The organism is Paenarthrobacter sp. R1 (assembly GCF_030264015.1).
Classification (GTDB): domain Bacteria; phylum Actinomycetota; class Actinomycetes; order Actinomycetales; family Micrococcaceae; genus Arthrobacter; species Arthrobacter ureafaciens.
In genome coordinates this window covers 3,786,311-3,812,377 of record NZ_CP127115.1, presented here as the reverse complement: position 1 = coordinate 3,812,377, position 26,067 = coordinate 3,786,311, and the positions used below count along the sequence as shown (strand labels likewise).

At 66.0% G+C, this 26,067-nt stretch carries 21 protein-coding genes; 18 read left to right on the top strand and 3 right to left on the bottom strand.

Going from position 1 to position 26,067, the window contains the following annotated elements:
• The first annotated feature begins 21 nt into the window (after positions 1-21).
• From QN084_RS18290 to QN084_RS18275, 4 genes are all read left to right on the top strand, one after another.
• Positions 22-216, top strand: a complete 195-nt coding sequence (locus QN084_RS18290) for a hypothetical protein (RefSeq protein ID WP_139126740.1) — start codon at positions 22-24, stop codon at positions 214-216.
• Entirely contained in the window at positions 213-1,814 is a 1,602-nt protein-coding gene (locus QN084_RS18285; RefSeq protein WP_062095802.1) for a glycoside hydrolase family 68 protein, read from the top strand. The genes QN084_RS18290 and QN084_RS18285 overlap by 4 nt, the downstream gene beginning before the upstream one ends.
• A 102-nt stretch (positions 1,815-1,916) precedes the next feature.
• Entirely contained in the window at positions 1,917-3,542 is a 1,626-nt protein-coding gene (locus QN084_RS18280; RefSeq protein ID WP_083261814.1) for a glycoside hydrolase family 32 protein, read from the top strand.
• 102 nt (positions 3,543-3,644) lie between these two features.
• A complete protein-coding gene (locus QN084_RS18275; RefSeq protein ID WP_069694761.1) occupies positions 3,645-5,426 on the top strand; it encodes a phospho-sugar mutase in 1,782 nt (593 codons plus the stop codon).
• On the opposite strand, the gene nirD is transcribed toward QN084_RS18275, so the two are convergent.
• Positions 5,423-5,785, bottom strand: coding sequence for a nitrite reductase small subunit NirD (gene nirD / locus QN084_RS18270; RefSeq protein ID WP_069694760.1), 363 nt, complete (start codon positions 5,783-5,785; stop codon positions 5,423-5,425). The genes QN084_RS18275 and nirD overlap by 4 nt on opposite strands.
• A 282-nt stretch (positions 5,786-6,067) precedes the next feature.
• On the opposite strand from nirD, the gene nirB reads away from it, so the two are divergent.
• From nirB to QN084_RS18240, 6 genes are all read left to right on the top strand, one after another.
• Positions 6,068-8,692, top strand: a complete 2,625-nt coding sequence (gene nirB, locus QN084_RS18265; RefSeq protein ID WP_069694759.1) for a nitrite reductase large subunit NirB — start codon at positions 6,068-6,070, stop codon at positions 8,690-8,692.
• Positions 8,693-8,701: 9 nt separating this feature from the next.
• On the top strand, positions 8,702-9,736 hold the full coding sequence (cobA, locus tag QN084_RS18260; RefSeq protein ID WP_021471422.1) for a uroporphyrinogen-III C-methyltransferase: 1,035 nt from the start codon (positions 8,702-8,704) through the stop codon (positions 9,734-9,736).
• Positions 9,737-9,746: 10 nt separating this feature from the next.
• Complete coding sequence (locus QN084_RS18255) at positions 9,747-10,898, top strand: uroporphyrinogen-III synthase (RefSeq protein ID WP_021471423.1); 1,152 nt, start codon at positions 9,747-9,749, stop codon at positions 10,896-10,898.
• 89 nt (positions 10,899-10,987) lie between these two features.
• A complete protein-coding gene (locus tag QN084_RS18250) occupies positions 10,988-11,365 on the top strand; it encodes an ArsR/SmtB family transcription factor (RefSeq protein WP_021471424.1) in 378 nt (125 codons plus the stop codon).
• On the top strand, positions 11,362-13,068 hold the full coding sequence (locus tag QN084_RS18245) for a SulP family inorganic anion transporter (RefSeq protein ID WP_021471425.1): 1,707 nt from the start codon (positions 11,362-11,364) through the stop codon (positions 13,066-13,068). Before QN084_RS18250 ends, QN084_RS18245 begins: the two co-directional genes overlap by 4 nt.
• A complete protein-coding gene (locus tag QN084_RS18240; RefSeq protein ID WP_062095788.1) occupies positions 13,065-13,418 on the top strand; it encodes a zinc ribbon domain-containing protein YjdM in 354 nt (117 codons plus the stop codon). Before QN084_RS18245 ends, QN084_RS18240 begins: the two co-directional genes overlap by 4 nt.
• A gap of 4 nt (positions 13,419-13,422) precedes the next feature.
• Here QN084_RS18240 and QN084_RS18235 read toward each other — a convergent pair whose 3' ends face one another.
• On the bottom strand, positions 13,423-14,871 hold the full coding sequence (locus tag QN084_RS18235) for a sugar porter family MFS transporter (RefSeq protein ID WP_069694758.1): 1,449 nt from the start codon (positions 14,869-14,871) through the stop codon (positions 13,423-13,425).
• Between the two features lie 138 nt (positions 14,872-15,009).
• On the opposite strand from QN084_RS18235, the gene QN084_RS18230 reads away from it, so the two are divergent.
• Complete coding sequence (locus tag QN084_RS18230) at positions 15,010-16,017, top strand: LacI family DNA-binding transcriptional regulator (protein ID WP_069694757.1); 1,008 nt, start codon at positions 15,010-15,012, stop codon at positions 16,015-16,017.
• Between the two features lie 93 nt (positions 16,018-16,110).
• On the opposite strand, the gene QN084_RS18225 is transcribed toward QN084_RS18230, so the two are convergent.
• Positions 16,111-16,887: an SDR family oxidoreductase gene (locus QN084_RS18225; protein WP_069694756.1), complete on the bottom strand. Its 777-nt coding sequence runs from the start codon at positions 16,885-16,887 to the stop codon at positions 16,111-16,113.
• Positions 16,888-17,077: 190 nt separating this feature from the next.
• On the opposite strand from QN084_RS18225, the gene QN084_RS18220 reads away from it, so the two are divergent.
• The 7 genes from QN084_RS18220 to QN084_RS18190 are packed head-to-tail and all read left to right on the top strand — an operon-like array spanning position 17,078 to position 25,998.
• Positions 17,078-19,699: a GMC oxidoreductase gene (locus QN084_RS18220; protein ID WP_069694755.1), complete on the top strand. Its 2,622-nt coding sequence runs from the start codon at positions 17,078-17,080 to the stop codon at positions 19,697-19,699.
• A 7-nt stretch (positions 19,700-19,706) separates the two neighbouring features.
• Complete coding sequence (locus tag QN084_RS18215) at positions 19,707-21,710, top strand: hypothetical protein (protein WP_069694754.1); 2,004 nt, start codon at positions 19,707-19,709, stop codon at positions 21,708-21,710.
• Complete coding sequence (locus tag QN084_RS18210; RefSeq protein WP_069694753.1) at positions 21,707-22,762, top strand: alpha/beta hydrolase; 1,056 nt, start codon at positions 21,707-21,709, stop codon at positions 22,760-22,762. The genes QN084_RS18215 and QN084_RS18210 overlap by 4 nt, the downstream gene beginning before the upstream one ends.
• Positions 22,759-23,724 (top strand): acetoacetate decarboxylase family protein, encoded by a 966-nt coding sequence (locus tag QN084_RS18205; RefSeq protein ID WP_083261815.1) that lies wholly within the window; start codon positions 22,759-22,761, stop codon positions 23,722-23,724. Before QN084_RS18210 ends, QN084_RS18205 begins: the two co-directional genes overlap by 4 nt.
• On the top strand, positions 23,721-24,203 hold the full coding sequence (locus QN084_RS18200; RefSeq protein WP_062095778.1) for a DUF1772 domain-containing protein: 483 nt from the start codon (positions 23,721-23,723) through the stop codon (positions 24,201-24,203). The genes QN084_RS18205 and QN084_RS18200 overlap by 4 nt, the downstream gene beginning before the upstream one ends.
• Entirely contained in the window at positions 24,200-24,655 is a 456-nt protein-coding gene (locus QN084_RS18195) for a hypothetical protein (RefSeq protein WP_021471435.1), read from the top strand. Before QN084_RS18200 ends, QN084_RS18195 begins: the two co-directional genes overlap by 4 nt.
• Positions 24,652-25,998, top strand: a complete 1,347-nt coding sequence (locus QN084_RS18190; RefSeq protein ID WP_069694752.1) for a patatin-like phospholipase family protein — start codon at positions 24,652-24,654, stop codon at positions 25,996-25,998. The genes QN084_RS18195 and QN084_RS18190 overlap by 4 nt, the downstream gene beginning before the upstream one ends.
• Positions 25,999-26,067 lie beyond the last annotated feature (69 nt).

Here is a 26,067-nt window from a genome sequence, read left to right as displayed (position 1 = left end):
CGCGCCTCACACGTGTTTAGCGTGGAGACAGTTCCGGTAAGTCGACGTGCCGGGACAACTCCGGCGGTCACCGAATCCGGCCCGCCGCACCTCGAAACGATGGCGTCCCTCGATGACGCCACCAGCGGATCGACGGACGCCTCGGCTGAGGACTCCCTCATCAAGGGAATCCTTGCCTCCACGAAGTCCAACACTCCGCGAGAAGAGCAAGCATGAACACGCACCCAAGCCCGTTACGGCCGCGCCGCCGTTTGCGAAAGGCAGCCGCCGTCGCAGCGGCGGCAAGCGTTGCCGCCAGCATCCTGCTGGTAACGCCTGCCGCACAGGCCAACCTCCCTGCCGATCCGCCGTCGAGCACCATGCCGGCATCCACCCCCGGCTTCCCGCTGCCGACCGTCCACACGCAGCAGGCCTACGATCCGGCAGCCGACTTTACGTCCAAGTGGACCCGCGCCGACGCCAAGCAGATCATGGCGCAGAGCAACCCCAACGTTGCTCCGGGACAGAATTCCATGAGCCCCAACGTCACCATGCCGGAAATCCCCAAGGACTTCCCCGCCATGAACGACGACGTGTGGGTCTGGGACACCTGGTCCCTGACTGACGAGAATGCCAACCAGATCAGCTACAAGGGCTGGGACGTCATCTTCTCTCTGGTCGCTGACCGCCACGCCGGTTACGGTTTCGACCAGCGCCACTGGAACGCACGGATCGGTTACTTCTTCCGCAAGACCAACGCCGACCCCGCCAAGGACAAGTGGAACTACGGCGGACACCTGTTCCTGGACAACACGTCCATCGGCAACACGGAATGGTCGGGCTCCACGCGCCTGATGCAGGGCAACAAGATCAACGTCTTCTACACGGCCACCACCTTCTACGATGTGGCTGAGCGGAACGCCGGCGGCGGCGGAATTGCTCCCGACGCCGTCATCGCCAAGGCCCTGGGGAACATCCACGCCACCAAGGACGGCGTGACGTTCGACGGTTTCCAGCACACAAAGCTGCTTGAGCCGGATGGAAAGCTATACCAGAACAAAGCCCAGAACCCGGGGTTCGCCTTCCGTGATCCGTACACCTTCGCCGACCCGGCACACCCCGGCAAGACCTTCATGGTGTTCGAAGGCAACACCGGCGGAAACCGCGGCGCGTACAAGTGCAAGCAGGAAGACCTCGGCTACCGCCCGGGCGATCCCCACGCAGAAACCGTGGACCAGGTGAACAGCACCACCGGCGCCTGGTACCAGACCGCGAACGTGGGACTGGCTGTGGCGGACAACAAGGACCTCACCAAGTGGAGCTTCCTGCCGCCGATCCTGTCCGCCAACTGCGTCAACGACCAGACTGAGCGCCCGCAGATCTACATCCAGAACGAGAACGGCAAGAACAAGTACTACCTGTTCACCATCAGCCACCAGTTCACCTACGCGGACGGCATGCGGGGCCCCGATGGCGTCTACGGCTTCGTCGGCGACGGCGTCCGCTCCGACTACCAGCCGGTCAACAACAGCGGTTTGGCTTTGGGTTCCCCCACGGACCTGAACATGCCCGCGAACGCGCCCGAGGGTCCGGACCCGCGCCAGAACGGCCGGCAGTTCCAGGCGTACTCGCACTACGTCCAGCCCGGCGGCCTGGTGCAGTCGTTCATCGACAACGTGGACGGCGTCCGCGGCGGCTCCCTGTCCCCCACCGTGAAGATGAACTTCAAGGCCGGCGTGACACAGGTGGACCGCAGCTTCGGCAAGAACGGCCTCGGCCCGTTCGGCTACCTGCCCACCAACAAGCGCGTGGGCGGCGAAGGCCTCTACAAGTAACACCGGCCACCGGCCGGCAAGACCGGCCCTGAGCCACGGCTAGTGTGCCCGGACCATCACCTCCGGGCACACCAGCCACCCCCCAACCCCAGGATCTTCCCCATGACTTCTCCCAGCCATCACCTGTCCCGCCGCGACCTGCTGGCGGCAAGCGCCGCCGTCGTGGTGTCCTTCGCGGCCGCCTCCTGCACGCCTCCGCGCGGCAGTGAAAGCCCGACGCCGGCCCCGGCCTCCCGAGGTCCCAGGCCGTCCGCTTCGGATCCGTGGCGCCCGGCGGTCCACCTGACAGCCGAAAAGAATTGGCTTAACGACCCCAACGGCCTGGTGTACCACGACGGCACCTACCACGCCTTCTACCAGTACAACCCGCGCGGAAACTCGTGGGGCAACATGTCCTGGGGCCACTCCACCAGCAAGGACCTGGTGCACTGGGAACAGCAGCCCGTGGCCATGGAGGCCAGCGTGGACGAGGAAATCTTCTCCGGCTGCATCGTGGTGGATACCAACAACGCCTCCGGCCTTGGCTCCGCACAGAACCCGCCCCTGGTGGCCCTCTACACCAGCGCCTACGGCAAGAACGGGGCGCTTCCCCAAGGAGCGCAGGCGCAGTCGGCCGCGTACAGCACCGACGGCGGAACCACCTGGCAAAAGCACCGCGGCAATCCCGTGTTGAACCTCGAGCCCACCAACAATAACTTCCGCGATCCCAAAGTCACCTGGTACGAGCCCGGCCGCTACTGGGTCATGACCACCGTGGTGGCCGACGCGCAGGTCGTCAAACTGTTCAAGTCCACCGACCTCCTGCACTGGGACTTCCTGAGCGACTTCTCCGGCGTCGGAGCACAGGGCGGGCTGTGGGAAGTGCCCGAACTCCTTCAGATGAGCGTCGAAGGCTCCACGGCCAGGAAGTGGGTCATGCTGCTCAGCATCAACCCCGGCGGCATTGCCGGAGGATCGGGCATGCAGTACTTCGTCGGCGAATTCGACGGCACACGGTTTATGGCCGAGGACGCCGCTGCGCCGGATGCTCCTTTGCAGGAATCGCAATGGCTGGACTACGGCGCCGACTACTACGCCGCGAACTCCGTTTCCGGAGCTCCCGGCGGCAAGCCGGTGCTGCTTGGCTGGATGGGCAATTGGGACTACGCCCAGCACGTCCCCACCACACCGTGGCGCGGTGCCATGGCGATCCCGCGTGAGTTGACCTTGGTGCGCGGTGAAGAACGGTTCGAACTGCGCTCCGGCATCGCCGCTGCAGCGCGGGAGGTCCTGGAGCGCGGTGAGGAAACGAGCAAGGACCTCACCGTGTCCTCCGGAAGTGAAGATCTTGGGACGGACTTCGCCGCGCGAACCCAGCTGATCGACCTCGAACTGGACCTCGGCACGGCCAGGGAAGCGGGGATCCTGCTCCGGCACTCCCCCGACGCCCAAGACGGCCTTCGGATCTCGTATGAGAAGGACTCCGGCACCCTCAAGGTGGACCGCTCAAACGCCGGAACCAGCAACTTCTCCGAGAAGTTCAGCCCCTATCACCAGGTGACGGGACGCCCTGCGGACGGGAAGGTGCGGCTGCGGATCCTCCTGGATACGTCCTCCGTGGAGGTCTTCGCCCAGGACGGCCAGGCCGTGGTCACCGATACCTTCTTCCCGGATTGGGACCACGTTGGCGCCTCCGTCTTCAGCATGGAGGGCGAGACCGCGTTCGCGGTGCGGTCGCGGGCTCTCTAGTGTGCGCTGAGGGGTGGGATCCCGGCATTTACGACTCCCCGTAATGCCGGGATCTCACCCCTCGTTGCCTGTCAGGGCCGGATTGAGGATAGTTTTGTGCTTATGACCTCGAGCGATGCCGCACTTGAACAGCTGATCCGCGACGCCCGCCAGTGGGCTAACGAGGACCCGGATCCAGCCACATCCGCGACGCTCCACGACCTGCTCACCCTTGCCTCCGAAGGTGACGCGGTGGCGGCACAAGAGCTCGGAGACAGCTTCAGCGGCACACTGCAGTTCGGCACGGCCGGCCTCCGTGCAGCGCTGGGGCCAGGACCGAACCGCATGAACCGGGTGGTGGTGCGCCGTGCCGCCGCAGGGTTGGCGGCTTTCCTGGTTGACGCGGTTGGTGCGGCTTCGCCGGGAACCCGGCCGCGCGCCGTCGTCGGTTTCGATGCCCGCCACAACTCCGACATCTTCGCCCGGGAAACGGCAGCCATCTTCGCTGCCGCCGGCATAGAAGCGTTCCTCATGCCGGCAGCGCTCCCGACGCCGATCCTCGCCTATGCGGTCCGCGCCCTGGATTGCGACGGCGGCGTGATGGTCACAGCCAGCCACAACCCTCCGCAGGACAACGGCTACAAGGTGTACCTGGGACGGCATGCAGTGCCGGAAAGCGGCCGGGGAGCACAGATCGTCGCGCCTTACGACGCTGAAATCGCGGCGAAAATCGATGCCGTGGGTCCGCTGTCCTCGATTGTCCTGGCCGGGGACGGCTGGACGGTACTGCCGGAATCGATCGCTGCGGACTACGAAGCCGCCGTCGCCGGGCTGGTGGACAGGGAGCACTTCCCGGCCCGCGACCTCAAGATCGTCCTGACTCCCATGCATGGCGTGGGTGGTGATACTGCCGTTTCGGTCCTCAAGGCAGCAGGCTTCGATGACGTCACGCTCGTGGCAGAGCAGGCCCGCCCCGACCCCGACTTCCCCACTGTCGCGTTCCCCAACCCTGAGGAACCTGGCGCGTTGGACCTGGCGCTGGCTGCCGCCGAAGAGCTGGGCGCGGACATCGTGCTGGCCAACGACCCCGACGCCGACCGTGCCGCGGTAGCCGCGCTGGACCCTGCCACCGAGGCTTGGCGCATGCTGCGCGGCGATGAGGTGGGCGCCCTCCTGGGAGCGCACACGGTGGCCCGGCTTGCCGCAAAGGCCGGCGAGGCAGGCAAGACCGGCGAGACCGCAAAGGCCGGCGACGATGGAGTCGAGGGAGTCTTCGCCAACTCGATCGTTTCCTCCAGGCTGCTCTCCCGCATCGCCGCCACCGCCGGCTACGCCCACCAGGAAACACTGACCGGTTTCAAGTGGATCTCGCGTGTTCCGGGCCTGCTTTACGGGTACGAGGAAGCGCTCGGCTACTGCGTTGCGCCGGACCTGGTCCGGGACAAGGACGGAATCTCCGCGGCAGTGTTGATCGCGGAGATGGCCGCCGCTGCCAAGGCTGAAGGCAAGACCGTTTTTGACACCCTCGATGAGTTGTACCTTGTGCACGGCCTGCATGCGAGCGACCAGTTGAGCATCCGCGTGGCAGACCTCGGTTTGCTGGATGCCATGATGAACCGCTTGCGGGTCAACCCGCCTGAAGCGTTCGGGGGTTCCGCCGTCGAGGTCTTTACGGACCTTGCCGAAGGCAGCGAAGCCCTGCCGCCCACGGACGGCCTGCTGTACCTGACGCGGGACCAGAGCCGCGTGATCATCCGGCCCAGCGGCACGGAGCCAAAGCTGAAGTGTTACCTGGAGGTCATCCAGGCTGTGGAGTCGGCGGCGGAACTTCCTGCTGCCCGCCAGGCAGCGCGGACATCCCTGGATAACGTCCTCAGGGATGTCCGCGAAGCGCTGGGACTCTAGAGTTCAACCTCGATGTAACCGTCAACGACGCGCGTGGCGAAGGTTGCCAGTTTCAGTTCCGGGTTGGTGAAGCACTCGCCGGTTTCGAGGTCGTAGACCTCCTTGTGCAGCGGCGAGGCAATGGTGGGCCGGCTGCCCCGGGAACCGATGATGCCGCGTGCCATGACGTTGGCGAACGTGGCGGGGTCCTGCTGCACGACGGCGTAGACCTCACCGGGCGCCGTACGGAACAGCGCTACCTGGCGGCCGTCGATCAGTGCTGCCTCGCCCCACGCCGGCTCAAGCTCATCCAGCGGGCACACGCGGTGCCATGTGCCGGTGGTGGCCAGGTCCTCTGCACGGTCAAGAATTACGGTCATGTCAACCCCTCTCACAGTGTCCGGGTGCTGGCACTTTCCACCGTCACTCCCCCGGACCGGGCCACGCCTGCGGCCACCCTCCAAAGCTAGGACGCCACTGTTTCAGCTGGAGTCCCGCATTGTGTCCGATGGGTAAAAGAGACCTCACACCCTGCGAAATGCGTTCGTGATGCAGAAGTTAAGATCACGAAACAAAAGGGAAACTGAAGTGAAACTGCCCGTCCCTAGGCTGAATTCACAAGTTGCGGAGATCCGTCTGCGACATTTGCGAAAGGCCCACCAGTGACCGGACACACTTCAAGCACAGAGAACCCGCGCCGCATCGTCGTTGTCGGAGGCGGCCCTGCAGCCCACCGCTTTGCCGATGCCATGTACAACCGCGGTCTCGAAGGCTGGCAGGTTACCGTCCTCACCGAGGAAGCCCACCTCCCCTACGACCGCGTGGCGTTGAGCAAGGCACTGACCGAGACCGGCGTGGACCTTACCTTGGGCGAGGCGTCCATGTGGGACCACCCGGCCCTGACGCTCAAGACCGGCGAGCGCGCCGTCAAGATCGACGCTGAAGCCAAGAGCGTCCTCACCGCGTCGGGCAACAAATACGAATATGACGAACTGGTGGTCGCTTCCGGCTCGGACGCAGCGCGGCTCCCCATCCCCGGCGCTGAGCACACCCACGTTTACCGCACCCTCGAGGACGTCTGGGCCATCAACAAGGCCATCGCGGACCTGGGCGCCAAGCTCGGCCGCAGGGTCAACGCCGTGACGATCGGCGGCGGCCTGTTGGGACTGGAATCCGCTGCCGGCACCGAGCAGCTGGGCGCCAACCCGATCGTCATCAACGGTTCCCCCTGGCTCATGAACACCCAGCTGGACGAAGGCGCCGGCCAGGCCCTCGGCAGGTTGATCGAGGCCAAGGGCTTTGAAGTCCACGGCGGCGTGTTCCCGTCCGAGGTACTGACCGACGACGGCCAGGTCACCGGGGTGCTGATGGCGGACGGCCGCACCATCCCTGCCGACCTGGTGATCGTGGCAATCGGCGTGAAGCCCCGCGACGACCTTTTCCGCGCAGCCGAAGGCGAAGAGCAGCTCTTCAGCCTGGGCCAGCGCGGCGGCGTGGTCATCAACGACTTCTGCGCCACCGAAGTGGACAACATCTGGGCCATCGGCGAGGTAGCGAACTTCGGCGGCATGTGCCTTGGCCTGGTAGCCCCGGCCAACACCATGGCGGAGATCGTGGCTGACCGGCTGCACGGCGGCGAGGCAACGTTCCCGGGCTTCGACACGGCCACCAAGCTCAAGCTCTCCGGCGTGGATGTGGCCAGCTTCGGTGATGCCTTCGCCAAGACCGAGCATGCCTTGGAAATCGTCTACGCCGATCCCGCCCGCGGCGTCTACCAGAAGATCGTGACCACCGATGATGCCAAGACCCTCCTGGGCGGCATCTTCGTGGGCGACGCCTCCCCGTACATGAGCCTGCGCCCCTTGCTCGGCCGGGAACTGCCCGCCGAGCCCGGCGCCTACTTGAGCGCAGCCGGCGGCGGCGAAGCTCCCGAGACCGAGCTGCCGGATGATGCGATCCTGTGCTCCTGCAACAACGTGGCCGCAGGTTCCATCCGTGACGCCATCAATGGCTGCGGCAGCTGCGAAGGGAATGCCCCCGTCCAGGAACTGGGCGGCTTGAAGGGCTGCACCCGCGCCGGTACCCAGTGCGGTTCCTGCGTGCCGATGCTCAAGAAACTCCTGGAAGGTGAACTGAAGAAGTCCGGCATTGAGGTCTCCAAGGCCTTGTGTGAGCACATCAGCCTTTCCCGCCAGGAACTGTTCGAAACCATCCGTGTCCTGGAGCTGACCTCCTTCGAGGACATCATGGCCAAGTACGGCACGGGTGAAGGCTGCGATATCTGCAAGCCGACCATCGCCTCCATCCTGGCCAGCCAGCACTCCGCCTACGTGCTCGATGCCGGCCGCGGCACTCTGCAGGACACCAATGACCGGGCCTTGGCCAACATGCAGAAGGACGGCACGTACTCGGTGGTTCCGCGCATCGCCGGCGGCGAGATCACCCCCAAGGGCCTCGGCGTCATCGCTGCTGTTGCCGAGAAGTACGGCCTGTACACGAAGATCACCGGCGGACAGCGCATCGACATGTTCGGTGCACGCCTGGAGCAGCTTCCCGATATCTGGAAGGAACTGGTGGACGCCGGCTTCGAGTCCGGCCAGGCGTACGGCAAGAGCCTGCGCACGGTGAAGTCCTGCGTCGGTTCCACCTGGTGCCGCTTCGGCGTGCAGGACTCCGTGCAGATGGCCATCGCGCTGGAACTGCGTTACCGCGGCCTCCGGAGCCCGCACAAGCTGAAGATGGGCGTCTCCGGCTGCGCCCGCGAATGCGCCGAGGCCCGGGGCAAGGACGTTGGCGTGATCGCCACCGCCGACGGCTGGAACCTGTATGTGGGCGGCAACGGCGGTGCCACCCCTGCCCACGCCCAGTTGCTGGCCAAGGACCTGGACGACGACACACTCATCAAGTACATCGACCGCTACCTCATGTACTACATCCGCACTGCGGACCGCCTCCAGCGCACCGCCCGGTGGCAGGAAGAGCTCGACGGCGGGCTGAAGCACGTTGAAGACGTGGTGGTTCACGATTCCCTTGGCATCGCCGCGGAGCTTGAGGCAGCCATGGCCAAGCACATCGACACCTACGAGGACGAATGGGCCGAGACCCTGAAGGATCCGGAGCGCCTCCGCCGTTTCCGTTCCTTCGTCAACGCCCCCAACCAGAAGGACGACTCCATCGCGTTCGTTCCCGAGCGCGGCCAGATCCGTCCGGCAACCCACGAGGAAAAGGGCGCCGTACTCATCGCCTCCACCATCCCGGTCCGCAGCACTGCCGGCGCAGAGAACTAGGGGAATTCCATGCAGCTCACCATCGACCTCACCGGCCGGGACGTCCTGGTCACCGGCTCGGACGTGACCGCCCGCCAGGCAGTGCGCCGCTACGAGCAGGCAGGTGCCACCGTGTACCGGCTCAGCGCTCCGGCCGGCGCGGCATCCGACGGTCCCCTCCCCGAGCGTCCGTTCCTGGTGGCAGCAGTGGACGACGGCGACGACGGCTGGCTTCCGCTGCTGGAACGCTGCCGCGAGGCCGGCATCCCGGTGGCACACGAACCGGCCGCCGGTCCGGAGGGCCACGTCACCCTGGTCGGCGGCGGACCCGGCGCGCTGGATCTGTTGACCGTGGGCGCCGTCGCCGCCCTGCGCGATGCCGACGTCGTGTTCTACGACCGGCTGGCCCCTTACCAGGAACTGGCCGCTTTGACCTCTGCCGAGTTGGTGGACGTTGGAAAGCAGCCCGGGCACCACAAGGTGACGCAGCGTGACATCGAGAAGCTTATGGTGGAAGCGGCCCTGCTGGGCCGGAACGTGGTCCGGCTCAAGGGCGGCGACCCGTACGTGTTCGGCCGTGGCGGGGAAGAAGTGGCCGCATGCGTTGCCGCGGGCGTTCCGGTGCGGGTGATTTCCGGTGTCACCAGCGCCATCTCCGTCCCCGCGGCCGCCGGAATTCCGGTGACCCACAGGGAAGTAAGCCACATGTTCACCGTCGTCTCCGGCCATGCGCCGCTCACTGAGAAGGAGCACCTGCACCTGGCCGGGCTGGGCGGCACCATTGTGGTCCTCATGGGGATCGGCACCCTGCCCCAGCTCGCGGCAGGCCTTCGCCGTGCCGGCATGGAACCGGACATGCCCATGGCCGTTGTGGAGCGCGGGTACCGCCCCGGACAGCGCACTACCATCGCTGATCTGGGTACCATCGAAACGGCAGCTACGGGCTGCAGCAACCCGGCCGTGCTGGTCATCGGCGAGGTAGTCAGGGTTGCCGAGGCCAACCGTAGCCATGCCGATGCGTCCGCTGAACTGAGCCGCCTGGCGGCTTCGCTCCTTGAAGCCTGAAGGTAATTCCATGACTGTTGCACACGCCCTCGACCCCGTGACCCCGTCGGCAGAACCGTCCGAGGCTACGGATTCGCCCCTGGACGGGTTTCGCATCGGCGTCACCTCGCACCGCCGCTCACGGGACCTCATCGAAGCCTTGGAACGCCGCGGCGCCAGCGTGCTCCACGCCCCGGCGTTGAAGATAGCCCCCGTCCAGGAAGACCTGGTGCTCATCGAGGATACGCGCACCATCATCGAGGCGCGTCCGGACATCTGCATCGCGACCACCGCGTACGGCATGCGCCGCTGGTGCGAGGCCGCTGACTCGTTCGGCATCGGCGAGCAGCTCCTGGAAACTCTTGCGGCGTGCCGGATGTTCGTTCGGGGACCGAAAGCCCGCGGCGCCGTCCGCGCGGCCGGTCTTGCCGACGTCGGAATCAGCAGTGACGAAACCACCGCAACGTTGGTGGACATGCTCCTGGCCGAGGGTGTCCGCGGCAAGACCGTGGCGGTGCAGCTGCACGGCTACACGGATGTGCGGCAGCTGGAGCGGCTGCGCATGTCCGGCGCCACGGTCCTCACCGTCACCCCGTACCGGTGGGTCAAGCCCGACGGCGAGGACAAGCTGCCGCGCCTGATCGAGGCCGTGGTGGGCGGGAACCTTGACGTCCTCACCTTCACCAGCGCCCCTGCGGTGGATGCGATGTGGAGCACGGCCCACGAGATGGGCCTGTACCGCCAGCTGATCGAGGCCCTGAAGGGACCGGTAACCGTGGCGGCAGTGGGTCCCGTGACCGCCCAGCCGCTCGTCGACGCCGGACTGTCGCCCCTGATCCCGGACCGCTACCGCATGGGTGCCTTGATCCGGTTGGTGACCGAGCATCTGTCCCTGAACCACGTCCGCCGCCTGGAAACGAAGAGTGCCACGATCGAGCTGCGGGGCCGCTGCCTGCGCATCAACGGCGAAGTGGTGGAGCTTGCCCCCGCCCCGCTCTTGCTGCTCCGCGCCCTTCTGGGTGCCGGCGGGGCCGTGCTCTCGCGTGAGGCGTTATCGGACCTCCTGGACCTCCGTGGTTCCGTCCACGCGCTGGACATGACAGTGAGCCGGCTGCGCTCGTCCCTTCCGGACCCCAAGCTCGTTGAAACGGTCGTGAAGCGCGGGTACCGGCTGCGCGCCTAGGTTCCGGGCTCATCCTTCTACCCGTCCCCGCGTACGCTTGCTACACTAATTGATGAATTCATCAATTAGTCAATCAGTGTGTATTGGAGATGAGCCTCGTGGCCTATTCGGATGCCCGGGCACCGCTGTATGAGGTCAAAGCCAACTTGTTCAAGGGCTTGGCGCACCCGGTGCGCATCCGGGTCCTTGAATTGCTGGCCGAAGCGCCCGAGGTATCCGTAACGGACCTGTTGTCCGCCACCGGCCTGGAGGCCTCCCATTTGTCGCAGCACCTCTCGGTCTTGCGGCGGTATCAGCTGGTGGTGTCCGAACGGCGCGCTTTGCAGATGTTCTACTCCCTGGCCTACCCGCAGGTGGCCGAGTTGTTGACGGTGGCCAGATCCTTGCTCGGAGAGATCCTGCGCACCACGCGGGACAACCTGGAATCCTCCGATGCTGCAGAGGCATTTCCGGGCGGCACGCCGTGAAAACCGTCCACGCCGGCTTGGCTGCCGCCCGGGCGTTATTGCCGGGCCGGGGCGATTATTCCGGGCTGCGTGCGTCCTGGCGTTCTGACCTTGTGGCCGGCCTGACAGTAGGAATCGTGGCATTGCCGTTGGCGTTGGCCTTCGGCGTCAGTTCAGGCGCCGGAGCGGCCAGTGGTTTGATTACGGCAGTGGTTGCCGGCCTGGTAGCGGCGGTGTTTGGCGGTTCGCATGTCCAGGTTTCGGGCCCCACCGGGGCGATGGTTGTTGTCCTCGCCCCGGTGATAGCCGCCCACGGACTGGGCGCCCTGGCCGCCGTTTCAGTGCTGGCCGGATTGATTGTCCTGGCTGCAGGGGCGTTGAAACTGGGCCGCGTGGTGACGTTCCTTCCCTGGCCCGTGATCGAGGGCTTCACGGTGGGCATTGCGGCCATTATCTTCCTCCAGCAAGTCCCTGCTGCCCTGGCAACTGACGGAGGGGACTCCACCAATGCCGTGCTGGCCGCAGTGCACGCGGCAGGTGCCGTGAACGCCGCCGGAGCCGGATGGGTTTCGACCGGCGCGTCCCTGGGGATCGTGGCCGTAGTGGCGGCAGTCATGGTGCTGGCCCCGAAAATCCATCCCCGCTTGCCCGGGTCCTTGGTGGCGATCGTGCTTGCCAGCGTTATTGCCGAGGTTTTCGCGCTTCCGGTGGCCAGGATTGGCGCACTGCCCACCAGCTTGCCGGCCCCGGCGCTTCCCGTGCTGAACATGGAGATCCTGTCCGCCTTGGTTGGTCCGGCGGCAACCATCGCTGCGCTTGCGGCCATCGAATCCTTGCTCTCGGCGAGGGTCGCGTCCTCGATCTCCGATACCGGCGCCTACGATGCCGACCGGGAATTGTTCGGCCAGGGCCTTGCCTCGATCGCGTCCGGGTTCTTTGGCGGCATGCCTGCCACCGGTGCCATCGCGCGGACCGCCGTGAATATCCGTTCCGGAGGCCGGACCAGGGCGGCAGCCATTACCCACGCCCTGGTGCTGTTGGCCGTCGTATATCTGGCAACCAGCGTGGTGTCCCGCATCCCCTTGGCAGCGTTGGCCGGGGTCCTCATGGTGACGGCGGCCCGGATGGTCTCGCTGCCGACGCTGCGGGCGGTGATCGGCTCCACGCGGGCTGACACGATCGTCTTCTTCGTCACCGCCGTCATCACGGTCTCGTTCGACCTGATCGAGGCTGTGGAAATCGGCATCGTCGTTGCCGCCTTCTTCGCCTTGCGTTCCCTGGTGCGCTCCTCCGGTGTCCACCGGGAAGAAATCCCCGGCCCTATCATGGACGGCGATGAACACATTGCACTGTTCCGCCTTGACGGTGCCTTGTTTTTCGGCGCCGCCGAACGCGTGCTCGAACGCGTCACCGACATCCGGAACGTCGACGTCGTCATCCTCCGGATGTCCCAGTTGCAGATCCTGGACGCGACCGGGGCCCGCGTCATCACTGACATCATCCAGGCTTTGGAGCGGCGCGGGATCACCGTCCTGATCAAAGGCATCCAGGACAGGCACCTGCATTTGGCCACGAAGGTTGGCGTGATTGAGTCCCTTCGCCACCATAAACACCTGTTCAGCGACCTTCCAGCCGCCGTCGAACACGCACGCAGCCACGTCAGCCGGGCCGCTGCAGCACGAACGGCTCAAACAGCCACCGAGAGAAAGAAAACCGAACCATGAGTGAATCCCTGCCCCCGTGCCCTGAGTGTTCCAGCGAGTACACCTACCAAATGGGCGAGTTGCTTGTCTGCCCCGAATGCGCCCACGAATGGGAGCCCCAGAGCGAAGACCCCGACGCCGGTGCCGCGGAGAGGCTGATCAAGGACGCGGTTGGAAACGTCCTCAACGACGGCGACACCGTGACCGTCATCAAGGACCTGAAGGTCAAGGGCAGCCCGACCTCCATCAAAGTGGGCACCAAGGTGCGCAACATCCGCTTGGTGGATGGCGTGGGCGATCACGACATCGACTGCAAGGTGGACGGCTTCGGTCCGATGCAGCTGAAGTCGAGCGTCGTGAAGAAAGCCTGACCGGCTACTTCTTGTGCACCAGGTAGATGGCGCCCGTGGTGACATCTTCCTCAAGTGCTTCAAGCGTGCGGCCGCGGGTTTCCGGAACCTGCGTGTAGATGAAGATGAGGGCCGCGATGCCCACCACGCCGAACAGGAAGAACGTTCCCGTGATGCCTACTCCGGCCACGAGCGTGGGGAAGAACAGGCCCAGGAGCGCGTTGGCGATCCAGAGGCAGAACACCGAAAGTCCGATCGCGAAGCCACGGACATGCAGCGGGAAGATCTCGGACAGCATCACCCACACCGCGATGTTGAGGAAGGTCTGCATCGAACCGACGAACGCCACCACCAGGAAGAGGATCACGAACGGCCGCGCCTCGTTGCCGACCGGCAGGACGATCGACGCTATGCCAATCAGGAAGTGGCAGATGGTGGTGAGCGTGAAACCGAGCAACAGCGTGGTGCGGCGGTTGATGCGCTGCATCAACGTCAGGGCGATGACACCACCGACGACGGCGATCACGCCGGGCGCGATGTTGGCGATCAGTGCGGCGCTGGAGTCGAAGCCGGCTTCCACGAGCACGGACTGTCCGTAGTACATGATCGAGTTGATACCGGTCAGCTGCTGTGCGACGCCCAGGCCGATGCCTACCAGGATGATGCGCAGGATCCACTTGTCCTTCAATGCCGCCCATGAAGTGGCCTTCGAAGCCTTCTCTTCATCGGCCAGGTGCTTGACGTCGGCCATCTCGGCCTCGGCGCGGTCTTCGGAGCGGATGGTCTTCAGGACGGCAAGGGCCTCGGCGGACCGGCCCTTGGAGATGAGCCAGCGGGGCGATTCGGGCATCCGCAGCATGCCGAAGAACAAGGCAATGGCCGGCAGGGCGGCAACGGCGAGCATAATGCGCCACACCCCGCCGAATTCGCCCCAGATGTTGCCGATGATGGCGTTGACCACGAACGCGGCGAGCTGGCCGATGACGATCATGAGCTCGTTGCGGCCGGCCAGGGACCCGCGGATCTCGTACGGTGCCAGCTCGGCGAGGAACACGGGAACCACAGTGGACGCGCCGCCAACGGCGAGGCCAAGGATGATGCGGCCCAGGACCATGAATTCGAAGCTCGGAGCAAAGACGCACGCCAGCGTTCCGAGGAAGAAAAGGATGGCCAGCAGGATGATGGTCTTCCTGCGGCCCCAGCCGTCGGAAAGCCTTCCGCCCGCCACCGCTCCTGCGGCCGCGCCGAAGAGCAGCGAGCTGGTGACGATTCCTTCCGTCAGCGGCGTCAGGGAAAGGTCCACCGTCATTGGCCGGAGGGCGCCGTTGATCACGCCGGTGTCGTAACCGAACAGAAGGCCGCCGAACGTGGCGACCAGGGCTACCAGGCCCAACCGCTTACGGTGTGGGCCGTTCGTCAGCGGAGGCAACACCGCATTATGCGCACTCTCCCGCTGCGTTTGCGTAGCAGACATCAGGACTCCTTTGTCAGTGTGTTGCGGGTCATACCCACCCGCTCTGGAACAAGACTAACGCGCGAAAGGCCTAAATGTAAGGTCAAACTAACAAATGACTTTAATTGTTCGGTTTTGTGTCCATGGCAGGATGAAGCCATGGCTTCCGACCGTCCTCCACGTCCGGCCACGCAAAGCGATGTCGCACGCGAGGTTGGGGTATCCCGCACGCTCGTTTCATTTGCCTTCCGCGGCGCGCCCGGAGTGAGCGATGAAACCAAGCAGGCCATCTTCGCCGCCGCCAAACGTCTGGGGTACCGGCCCAACGCAGTGGCCGCCGACCTCGCGCGCAAACACCGCTCCGCCGTCGGGCTTTACCTCCTGGACATCCGCAATGAAATCTACGCCGATATCCTCAGCGGCGTCCGCACAGCGCTCTCCCAGGAGCCCAACCGGCTGATCCTCAGCGTCTCGCGCTCCGTTGACGGCGAGGACCGCGGTGCCGTGGAGTCGTTGATCGAAGCCCGGGTGGGAATCATCATCGCCGCCACACTGCTGGATCCGGACGAGGCCGTCCACGAAATGGCCGCCTCGGTGCCGCTGGTCAGCGTTACCCGCCCGGTGGCCGGCGTGGACAGTGTCTACTCCGATGACTCCTTCGGTGCACGCGCCGCGGTGGAGCATCTGTTGACGCTGGGACACACACGGATAGCCCACTTGGCGGGCCCCGCCCATGACGGGCACGTGGTTCGCCGCCGATCCTATGAGCAGGCAATGCGCCGGGCCGGCCTCGTGCCGCAAACACTGTGCGCGGACGATTTCACGCAGGAATCCGGGCACCGGGCCGCAGCACGCCTCTTGGGGCAGGCCGACCGGCCCACCGCGATTTTCTGCCACAACGACCAACTGGCACTCGGTACCCGGGAAGCTGCCTATGCCATGGGCCTGTCGATCCCCCGGGATTTGTCCCTCATTGGCTATGACAATTCACGGACCGCGGGGCTGCACGGCATCGACCTGACCTCCGTGGACCTCCACGCCGCCCGGCTCGGGGAAGCCGCAGGCCAGATTGCCCTGGAACGCCTCCGCAACCCCGAGGCACCGGCTGCCGACCGCCGTTTCACTCCCCGCCTGGTGGTACGGAGCTCGACGGCGCGTCCCGCGTGAGCCTCGCCGACTTCGCCGACGTCGCTGGAACAGTGCCCGGTCGCAGGGAAGCCTACGGCGAACGGGCAGCGTTCCCGCGAATCCGACGGCGGATCAGGAGACGTTGAACCCACCGTTGCTGTGCAGCACCTGCCCGTTGATCCACAAGCCAGCATCAGAGAAAAGGAACCGCACCAACGCCGCAGTGTCCGCGGGCGTGCCGAGGCGCCCGGCCGGGGTGGCCGCCGTCGTCCAGGAGCGGACAGACTCGTCCATCCAGCCGGTATCAATGGGGCCGGGATTGATGACGTTGGCCCGGACGCCGAGCCCGGAAAGCTCGACGGCGGCTGCCGTCACGATCCGGTCCAGCGCGCCTTTGCTCGCCCCGTACGGCAGGTTGTTGACGGTGTGGTCGCTGGTGAGCGCCACGATCCTGCCTCCTACCTCGCCCGGAGGGACGGCGGGCAGTTGCTCCGCGAGCGCCTTGATAAGGAGCCATGTGGCACGCGCGTTCACGGCGAAGTGGCGGTCCCAGCTCTCTACGGACGTCGTGAGGATGCTGCTGTCCACGGACTCGCAATGGGACATCACCAGGCCGCTCACCTGTCCAAGCGACCGCCCTGCCGCGATCAGTTCGGCGGGGAACCCGGGATCGCTGAGATCGCCGGGAACAAGTACGACGCCGGCGCCACGTTCGCGGCATTCGGCAGCTATCGCCTCGGCATCGTCCGGGGACGCTTCGAGGCCGAGCCGGTCGTCGTAAGGCTTCCAGTGGTTGATGACCAGGTTCCAGCCGTCCATGGCAAGCCCTGTGGCCAAGGCAGCTCCGATGGACCGCCTTCTTCCAACTCCGGTGATGACGGCGACCTTTGCAGGATTGTCGAGGCTCATGATCCGACCCTACGTCCCTTGCGGGCTTTGTTCCGCCAACGGGACCGGTGCACAGGCAGAAAAACCGGGTTACTCCACAGCATGGACAGATACCCGGACCGGTGGGAACATAAGGGCCATAATCCGCGGAGGCATCACCCGGGGCACGTTCGGGTAACTCCAGGTCAGCTCTCGTTTGAGGGGAACGGCCATGGTTCGGCTGGGGAACACGAACACTGGGAACCCGGGTCCACAGCCCGCCGGCGATACACCACGGCGGGGTGCCCCACCGGAAACGGTGGACGCAGTAGTGGTCGGGTCCGGTTTCGGCGGTTCCGTGGCAGCCCTTCGCCTGGCCGAGGCCGGACAATCCGTGGTGCTCATGGAACGCGGCAAGCCCTACCCGCCGGGCAGCTTCGCGCGTTCGCCGTCGGAGATGGGCCGGAACTTCTGGGATCCGGACCGCGGCCTTTACGGCCTGTTCGACGCATGGACCTTCCGCGGCACGGAGGGGCTGGTATCCAGCGGGCTCGGCGGCGGCTCCCTGATTTACGCCAACGTGCTGCTGCGCAAGGACGAGAAGTGGTTCGTCAACGAATCCCCCATTCCGGGCGGCGGCTACGAAAACTGGCCGTTCACGCGGGCGGACCTTGATCCTTACTACAAGCTCGCCGAGGACATGCTCCGCCCCGTGCCCTACCCCTACAACGACACCCTCAAGACACTCGCCATGGAAAAGACGGCGGCCAACCTCGGGTTGTCCATCAGCAGGCCTCCCATCGCCGTCACCTTCGCCACCGGACCCAACGAGGAACCCCGGACCAACCGGCCGCTTCGCCTCCCGGAGTACGGAAGCATCCACGGCCCGGACACCGTCCGGACCACGTGCACCCTCAGCGGCGAGTGCGACATCGGCTGCAACTCCGGCGCCAAGAACACGTTGGACCACAACTACCTGTCGGCCGCGGCCGCGAAGGGCGCCGACGTCCGGACGTTCCACGACGTTCGGGGCATCAGGCCCTTGAACGGCGGAGGCTATGAAGTCCGCTATGTCATCCACCACCCGGACAACCAGGGAGGGCTGCTGGACGAACACATCATCCACTGCCGCAGGCTCCTGCTTGGTGCCGGCACGTTCGGCAGCAACTTCCTGCTCCTCCGCAACCGGGGTTCGCTGCCGGCCCTCAGCGACGCCCTGGGCACCCGGTTCAGCGGCAACGGCGACCTCCTGACGTTCGTTATGGGCGCGAAGACGCCCGGGGAAAACGGCATGCCTCCGGGCGTCCGCACCCTCACCGGCAGCCGGGGTCCGGTCATCACCACTGCGATCCGGGTGCCGGACAGCAATGACGACGACGGCGACGGCCGCGGTTACTACGTGGAAGACGCCGGGTATCCGGCATTCATCAACTGGCTCATGGAAACCGCGCAGCTTCGCACCACCGTCAAGCGCACGGCCAAAGTTGCCGCGCGATTGCTCACGGACCGGCTCTTTGACGCAGGGCGGTCCAACGTGTCGGCCGACCTGGCTGCTGCCCTCGGCGATGGAAGGTTGTCCTCGAGTTCGGTCCCGCTGCTGGGCATGGGCCGGGACGTTCCCGACGGCGTGCTGACGCTCCGGGACGGACGGCTCGCAGTGTCCTGGACCATGTCCACGTCTAAGGAGTACTTCGGCCGGGTGCGGGCCACGATGTCCGCCATTGCCGGGGACCTGGACGGGGACTTCGTGGACAACCCGCTCTGGTGGGCCAAACGGGTCATCACCGTCCATCCCATCGGCGGGGCCCCCGCGGGCAGGCACCCCGGAGAGGGCGTGTGCGATTCGTACGGGGAGGTCTTCGGCTACCCTGGCCTGTTCGTCGTGGACGGCGCCGCGATGCCCGGGCCCGTGGGCGCCAACCCGTCACTGACCATTGCCGCCTTCGCCGAGAGGGCGTGCGCCCGGATCGTGAACGCCCCGGCCCATCGGGGGATCGTGCCCAACGCGACCGTCGGGCAGGAGGCCGCGGGCGCCGTCGTCGACGTCGATGCGCTGGCTCCACGCGCCCTGGCGCCGGACGCTACCAAGGGCAAGGGCGCGCGCCAGGAGCAACCGGCGGGCGCCGCCACTGCCCGGACGCGTAGCCGTAGGCTGACGCCGGGCGCAGCCAGTGCCGGGCTTTCCACGTCCGTGAGTTTCACCGAGCAGATGCACGGCTGGTTCAGCCCCGGCGTAACAGACCCGGAGAAAGGCCGGAGCCTGGGCCGGGACCGCAACCGCAGGATCATGTTCGAGCTAACCATTACCGCCGAGGACATGGACGCCTTCGTGGCCGATCCAAGCCATCCGGCAAAAGCGGAGGGGTACGTGCTTGCCGATTACTTCGGCGGCCGGATGCCGGTGGAAAAGGGCTGGTTCAACCTGTTCGTCGAGGATGGATCCACCGATGGGCGTCCGGCCCGCCGCATGCTGTACCGGCTGTGGCTGCGGGATCCCGGCGGTACGCCTTTCACCTTCACCGGGTACAAGCAGATCCACAACGAGGCCGGCTTCGATCTCTGGCCGGACACCACCATCCTCTATGCCACGATCCTCCGTGGCCACGTACCACCAGCGGACGGCACACAGGAGGCACCGGAACCCTCCGGTGCGGGCATCCTGTATATCCGCCCCCTGGACTTCGCCAAACAGCTCACCACGTTCCGGGCGGAAGGCCCCGCACCTGCCGCAGGCCTGGCAGCGTTCATGAAGCTCTTCGGGGGCGAGCTCTGGCGGGTGTACGGCCACGGGATCAGGCGGGTGCCCTTCCCTTTCCGGGGCCAAACCGGCCCCTCGAAGCGGCCAGGACGATGACCCCGCGATGAAAAGCCGGGAGCTCGCGAAGCACCGGGCGCTGCTGGGATTCACCCCGCAGCCGGCTGTTCGCTGGCTCTCCCCCATGTCCCTGGCGCGGACGGCATTGAAAGTCATGGCCGCCACCGTGTTCGCGGACTTCGGCGACAAACGCGAGCTCGAAGGCAGCTTCCCGGACGATCCGCTGCGCCTGGACAAGCTTCCCGTGCCGGGGCAACCGGCCCAGCCGCCTGTCACCAGCCGGGCTATGCCGACCCCCGGGATGGGCGCCGGCACCCCCACTGAGGGCCCGCGTTCCACGCCCGGTGAGCTCTGGCTCGACTTCACTGCCGACCTCGGCGACGGCTTCGACGCCACCTACACTGTGGCCTCGCTCCTGGCACAGGAATCACTCAGGGTGGACGGCCACGAGCTTCCCCGCGGCCGGGTGCTGGTGCTGGGCGGCGACGAGGTGTACCCCGTGGCATCCCCGTCAGCCTATGAGAACCGCATGGTGGGGCCGTACCGCACCGCGTTCCCGGCCTCGCGGTCCCCGGCGGGCACCCCTAACGGCGGCAACCCTACCCCGGGAGAAAGCGCGCAGATCCCTGTGATGCTCGCGCTCCCCGGCAACCACGACTGGTACGACGGCCTGACCTCGTTCATCCGGACGTTCACCCGGCAACGGAACATCGGCGCGTGGCGGACCATCCAAAGCCGAAGCTACTTCGCCGTCCGGCTGACAGGGGAAGGGCCCGGCCCCGGCCGTAAGGGCACCCCCGGCTGGTGGCTGCTGGGCCTGGACAGCCAGTTGGGCCAGTACATCGATGAGCCCCAGCTGGACTACTTCTACCGCAATGTCACCCTCCAACTGCAGCCCGGGGACGCGATCATCCTGTGCGTTGCCGCCCCCGTCTGGGTGGACGCCGACGCTGACCGCACCGGGGAAAAGCCGAACGAGTTCCGCCAGGCCGACTTCTTCGAACAGGACTACCTGCGGCGACGGTTCAACCCGGAGACGGGCTTGTTCGAACCCACCGGGGCCAGTGTCCGCTTGTGGCTCACGGGGGACCTCCACCACTACTCCCGCTACGAAGAAACCAACCCCGAGCCAAACACCCCCAACACCGGTGCCGCCATGACCCAGATGATCACGTGCGGCCTCGGCGGCGCCTACCTTTCGGACGCCCACTGGCTCCCGAAGGAGCTGCTCCTCCCCGCACCGGCAGGGGCAGGAGAAACCTCCGGCGCCAACCCTCCACCTGCCGTTCGCCGCTTCACCCGCGCCCCCACCATCTACCCCGACCAATCCGAGTCCCACCTCCTGGGCCCGCGGCTGGCCAACCCGTTCTCGCCGTCGTGGCTTCCCGTACGCAACCCCGGCTTCGGCGTTTCCATGGGAGCCGTACACGTCGTGGCCGCACTCACCGTCTGGACCGTGTTCAGCGCGTTCCAAGGTGAGCCCTTCGTGGACGCCCTGCGCGGGGCATCCACCGGAAACCTGCCCCTGACCATCACCGTGCTGGTCCTCGCCATGCCGGTCCTCCTGCTCGTGGTCTCCGTGCTGGCACGGGCACTGGGAATTGCCACAGCCGGCATCGTCGTTTTTGCCCGCGGCACGCTGTACCAACTGTCCGCGCTCGCGGTGAGTGCCGCCGTCGTGATCCTCATCCCGTGGCCGCGCCACTGGCCGGACATCCTGGTGGTGCTCGTGGCGCTTGCCCTGGTGCACGGCGGCGGGTGGGTGCTGGGGAGTGAGGCGTTCGCGCTGTTCATCCTGGCCACGCCCAGCGGCGAAGTGGACTCGTGGAAGATGTCCGGGCAGTCGATCGAGGACCACAAGGGCTTCCTCCGCATCCACCTGGGGACCGACGGCAACCTCACCGTCTACCCGCTGGTGGTGGACACCATCTGCCGCGACTGGCGACTGGCAGGCAACGACGGCGCGCGGCTGGTTCCGGAGTCCGGCTTGCCGGCCGTGCGGCTTCTTGAAGAACCGATCACCATCGCACGGAAGGGAACCACGCCATGACCATCACCCGCGCCGCGCACCGGACCGAGGTGATCCCGTTCCGCGCCCGGGACAACACTCCCCTGAGCCTGGTCCACGTCACGTCACCGGCCGAACCCGCCAAGGGCCCTGTGCTGCTGGTCCATGGTTCCGGCGTCAGGGCCGAACTTTTCCGGCCGCCCATCCGCACCACCATCGTTGACGTGCTCCTGGAGGACGGCTGGGATGTTTGGATGCTGAACTGGCGCGCCTCGATCGACCTGGAGCCGCTGTCCTGGACGCTCGCTGACGCCGCAGTCAATGACCACCCGGCCGCCGTCGAGTACGTGCTCCGGGAGACCGGCGCCGACACCATAAAGGCAGTGATCCACTGCCAGGGCTCCACGTCCTTCACGATGTCCGCGGTTGCCGGCTTGCTGCCGCAAGTGGACACGATTGTCTCCAACGCGGTCTCGCTGCACCCTGTGGTCCCCGCCTTCTCGCGCTTGAAGATCGACTACCTCACGCCCGTGGTGAAACTCTTCACCCCGTATCTTTCACCGGCATGGGGCTACAAGTCGCAGGGCTACTTCACCCGGGCCATCCGCGGCCTGGTCAAGGCCACGCACCACGAGTGCGACAACACCGTGTGCAAGATGGTCAGCTTCACCTACGGCAGCGGACGCCCGGCCCTGTGGGCCCATGAAAACCTCGACGACGCAACGCACCAGTGGCTCAGCGGCGAGTTCGCTGAAGTGCCGGTGACGTTCTTCGAGGAGATGGGCCGCAGCATCCGTGCAGGGCACATGGTGGCGGCAGGCAACCATCCTGAACTGCCGAAGGACTACGTGGCCGAGGCCCCGCAGACGGATGCACGGTTCGCGTTCATCGCCGGACTGGACAACCTGTGCTTCCTGCCCGAGAGCCAGCAGCGCAGCTACGAGTTCTTCCGAAAGCACCGCCCGGGCAAGGACTCCCTGCACCTCATCCCCGGCTACGGGCACTTGGACGTCTTCTTCGGCGAACACGCCTGGCAGGACACTTTCCCCATCATCATCGACGAGCTGAACGGACACCAGGAGCTCAAGCCATGAAAACCCTCACCGAGCTGATCACCCCACTGCTCAAGGTCATGCCCTCTCCCGTACCGCGCCGCCAGCAGCGGTTGCGTGGCCAACACGCCCTGGCGGACGGCATCAAGTACGTCATGCCCGTCAACTCCGACGATTCACCGGTGCTCATGGCGGCTTTCCCCATCAACAAGAAGGCTGCAACCGCCATCCTTCCCGGACCTGAGCTGCGGCCCTTCAGCCTGGGCGGCAAGGGCTTGCTGGTGGTCACGGTGGTCAATTACCGGTCCACGGACATCGGCAAGTACATCGAGTATTCGCTGGCCATCGCCATTACCCACGGTCTGGGACCTGCGCCACCGCTGCTTCCCTTGCTCTTCCAGAAGACGTTCAAGCTTGGCCAGTTCGTGGTGGACCTCCCCGTCAGCACCGAAATCTCCGTCAAGGGCGGCAAGGGCATCTGGGGCATGCCCAAGCACCAGGCGAACCTTGACTTCGTGGTGACCGATTCCACGGTCTCCGCCCAGTACGACAAGGACGGCAAGCTCGGTTGCTACATCGAGATCGACCGCCCGGATCCGCTGGGCATCCCGCTGAAACTCGCAGCGTCCAACTACTGCGCGTTCCGGAACATGCTCTGGAAATCGGACATCTACTTTGAAGCCACGGGAGACATTGCTTTCGGGGCACAGGCCAAGGCGCGCCTCATCCTTGGCGACGCGCCCGGCGTCGCACCTTTGAAGAACCTGGAGCCGGAAGCGAAACCGATCTTCACCGCCTGGCTGCCCACGGCCCACGGCGTACTGGACGACCACTATGAGGCCTGGTTCCTGACGGCGCCCACCGAGGCCGGCGCTGCGGGCCTGCGGGGCGGAGAGATGCTGGACAGCGTGGTGAACCTCGGGCAGGGCCAGGAGTGGCTGGAGCCGCCTGACCGCAGCCGGGTGCCGGGGGCCGCGGCCAACACCCCGGGCGGTACCCCATGAACTGGCTGCTGCTCATCAACGCCCTGTACTTTCTGTTCGGCGCCACCATGTACGTGGGCACCATGTGGGTCCTCAAGTTCTTCCTCTACCCCACGTGGCGTTCACTCGCGCGGGACAACGTGGACATGCACTTCGGGATTCCCACCCGTGCCGCCACCAAGTTCTTCACCGTGGTTGTGCCCGTCATGTTCATTTCCGGCGGCATCCTCGTCTGGTCCGAGTGGGGCACCATCCGGGTTGTTCCGGCCATCATCTGCCTGCTTGGCATCATCGTGTTGACCTGGGTGGGACAGGGAATCATCATTCCCATCAACGTCCGGATCCGCGGCGGCGACTTCAAGGACGACGCCGAACTGCGCTCGCTCCTCAAACGGTGGATGATGCTCAATGACATTCGTTTCTACGTCTCCACGCTGACGTGGGCTGCCATGGTGTGGCTCCTCGTTGACCGGGGCCGGCTGCTGGAGTCGTTCGGGTGAGCGCCCACGCTGAGTCCCGCAAGCCACACCCGCCGGGGACCGTGGCCTGGGCAACGGCCGATCCCCTCCGGGCCGTGCTGGCCCTCATCGCGATCATCACGGTGGTGACGGGCGTGGTGGAAGTGCCCTTCGGAGGCCCCCTGCTGCAGTTGCTCGGCGCGGACTCGACTCCGGAAACCCGGCAGCTCTTTGGCACGGTGGGCATGTTCATGGTGGTAGTGGGCGGGCTTCTCCTTCACACCCTGCTCAACACAGTGCCCTCTCCCGAGGTGGTCCTGTGGTCCGGCGTGCAGAAGACCGGGGCCTTCGGAGCCGTAGGGATCGGGGTCCTCAACGGCGTCTTCTCGCCCCTGGCCCTGCTGGTTGCCTTCTTCGACCTCGCGACGGCGGTGCTCCTCTTCATCTACTGGCGGCGGCTCGGTGCCGCGGCCCCGGCGGGACTCACGCCATGAAGCGGTCCTTGGTATTGGCGGGCGGCGGGATGCGCGTTGCATGGCAGGCCGGAGTGGTCAGGGCACTGGCCGAGGAAGGGATCGATTTCCATCACGTGGATGGAACGTCCGGGGGTATCCTCACTGCCGGGATGCTGCTCTCCGGCGTATCTCCGGAGGACATGTGCCGGCGGTGGCTGGACGTTGACGTCAAGGACTTCGGCTCCGCACTGCCCGTGGGCGACTACCTCAAGGGTCCGTGGTCGCTGCCCGCCATCGGCGACGCCGACGGCATCCTCAACAAAGTGTTCCCTGCCCTGGGCGTCGACGCCGATGCCGTGCGCCGGCACGCAACTGCGCCGGACGCCGTCGAGGGTTCCTTCAACGTTGTGGAATTCACCGAGAAGCGGTGCCACGCAATCGATGCCAAGGACATCGACGCCGAACTGATGGCTGCGGGCATGTCCCTGCCCATCTTCCTCACTCCCCTGCGCCGCGACGGCAGGATCTGGACCGACGCCGTCTGGGTCCGGGACGCAAACGTCGCCGAGGCACTCCGGCGGGGCGCCGATGAAGTGTGGCTCATCTGGTGCATCGGCAACTCCCCGTATTGGGGTGACGGTCCGCTGGAACAGTACGTCCACATGATCGAAATGAGTGCCATGGGCGCGCTGCTGGCGGACTTCGAGGCGGCCGCGGCGACGGGCCGGCACTTCGTGCTGCACGTCATCAAACCCGAACACCCGCTTCCCCTGGATCCCGAGTTCTACCTGAACCGGGTGGACGCCGGGACGTTGATCGGCATGGGGTACCGCGACGCCCGCAGCTACCTCGATTCCCTGCAACCGGAGGGCGTGGCCAAGGACGCCGGCTGTACTGCCATGACGGAACCGCCCCCCGGAGTCCGCTTCAACGACACCCTGCGGGGAGACATCGGCGGCAGCCCACTGACGTTCCGGGCCACCGTGGTACTCCCTACCGCTGCCGTCGCAGGGCCGCCCCGATTCACCGGCTACGTCGACCATGCGGGGGTTGGCGGCCGTGTGTTCGTGGCAGACGGGCGGGTGGAGTCCGACGGCGACCAGGTGACCTACCGCGGAAAGGTCCGGCTGGGCGGTTCCTGGCAGGAACTGAGCGTGGCCCGGACCCTCCACGACGACCCCGGGCCGGACGCCTGGATGGACTCGCGCCGCGCAGAACTGGCCCTCGGGGATACGCGCACCGACGTGCGGATGACGTTGGCGGACGCGGCCGGACTCCTGGCCTCCGTTGAACCGGTAGGCGCCCACGGCTTTATTGACCGGGCCGGGGCCGCCGCGGGATTCGCCGCAAACGGACTCCGGGAACTGCTCCACCGCTACTGACCTGCAGCTTTGGTCACATCGCCCCCGCAAGCGAGAGTGTGATCCAGCTTATTACCGGCTGGTAAACGC

What these genes read in the sequence shown, in the direction of transcription:
- QN084_RS18285 (WP_062095802.1), top strand. Translation starts at nt 213, where the DNA reads ATGAACACGCACCCAAGCCCGTTACGGCCGCGCCGCCGTTTGCGAAAG.
- QN084_RS18280 (WP_083261814.1), top strand. Translation starts at nt 1,917, where the DNA reads ATGACTTCTCCCAGCCATCACCTGTCCCGCCGCGACCTGCTGGCGGCA.
- QN084_RS18275 (WP_069694761.1), top strand. Translation starts at nt 3,645, where the DNA reads ATGACCTCGAGCGATGCCGCACTTGAACAGCTGATCCGCGACGCCCGC.
- nirD (WP_069694760.1), bottom strand. Translation starts at nt 5,785, where the DNA reads ATGACCGTAATTCTTGACCGTGCAGAGGACCTGGCCACCACCGGCACA.
- cobA (WP_021471422.1), top strand. Translation starts at nt 8,702, where the DNA reads ATGCAGCTCACCATCGACCTCACCGGCCGGGACGTCCTGGTCACCGGC.
- QN084_RS18255 (WP_021471423.1), top strand. Translation starts at nt 9,747, where the DNA reads ATGACTGTTGCACACGCCCTCGACCCCGTGACCCCGTCGGCAGAACCG.
- QN084_RS18250 (WP_021471424.1), top strand. Translation starts at nt 10,988, where the DNA reads ATGAGCCTCGTGGCCTATTCGGATGCCCGGGCACCGCTGTATGAGGTC.
- QN084_RS18240 (WP_062095788.1), top strand. Translation starts at nt 13,065, where the DNA reads ATGAGTGAATCCCTGCCCCCGTGCCCTGAGTGTTCCAGCGAGTACACC.
- QN084_RS18235 (WP_069694758.1), bottom strand. Translation starts at nt 14,871, where the DNA reads ATGTCTGCTACGCAAACGCAGCGGGAGAGTGCGCATAATGCGGTGTTG.
- QN084_RS18230 (WP_069694757.1), top strand. Translation starts at nt 15,010, where the DNA reads ATGGCTTCCGACCGTCCTCCACGTCCGGCCACGCAAAGCGATGTCGCA.
- QN084_RS18225 (WP_069694756.1), bottom strand. Translation starts at nt 16,887, where the DNA reads ATGAGCCTCGACAATCCTGCAAAGGTCGCCGTCATCACCGGAGTTGGA.
- QN084_RS18220 (WP_069694755.1), top strand. Translation starts at nt 17,078, where the DNA reads ATGGTTCGGCTGGGGAACACGAACACTGGGAACCCGGGTCCACAGCCC.
- QN084_RS18215 (WP_069694754.1), top strand. Translation starts at nt 19,707, where the DNA reads ATGAAAAGCCGGGAGCTCGCGAAGCACCGGGCGCTGCTGGGATTCACC.
- QN084_RS18210 (WP_069694753.1), top strand. Translation starts at nt 21,707, where the DNA reads ATGACCATCACCCGCGCCGCGCACCGGACCGAGGTGATCCCGTTCCGC.
- QN084_RS18205 (WP_083261815.1), top strand. Translation starts at nt 22,759, where the DNA reads ATGAAAACCCTCACCGAGCTGATCACCCCACTGCTCAAGGTCATGCCC.
- QN084_RS18200 (WP_062095778.1), top strand. Translation starts at nt 23,721, where the DNA reads ATGAACTGGCTGCTGCTCATCAACGCCCTGTACTTTCTGTTCGGCGCC.
- QN084_RS18190 (WP_069694752.1), top strand. Translation starts at nt 24,652, where the DNA reads ATGAAGCGGTCCTTGGTATTGGCGGGCGGCGGGATGCGCGTTGCATGG.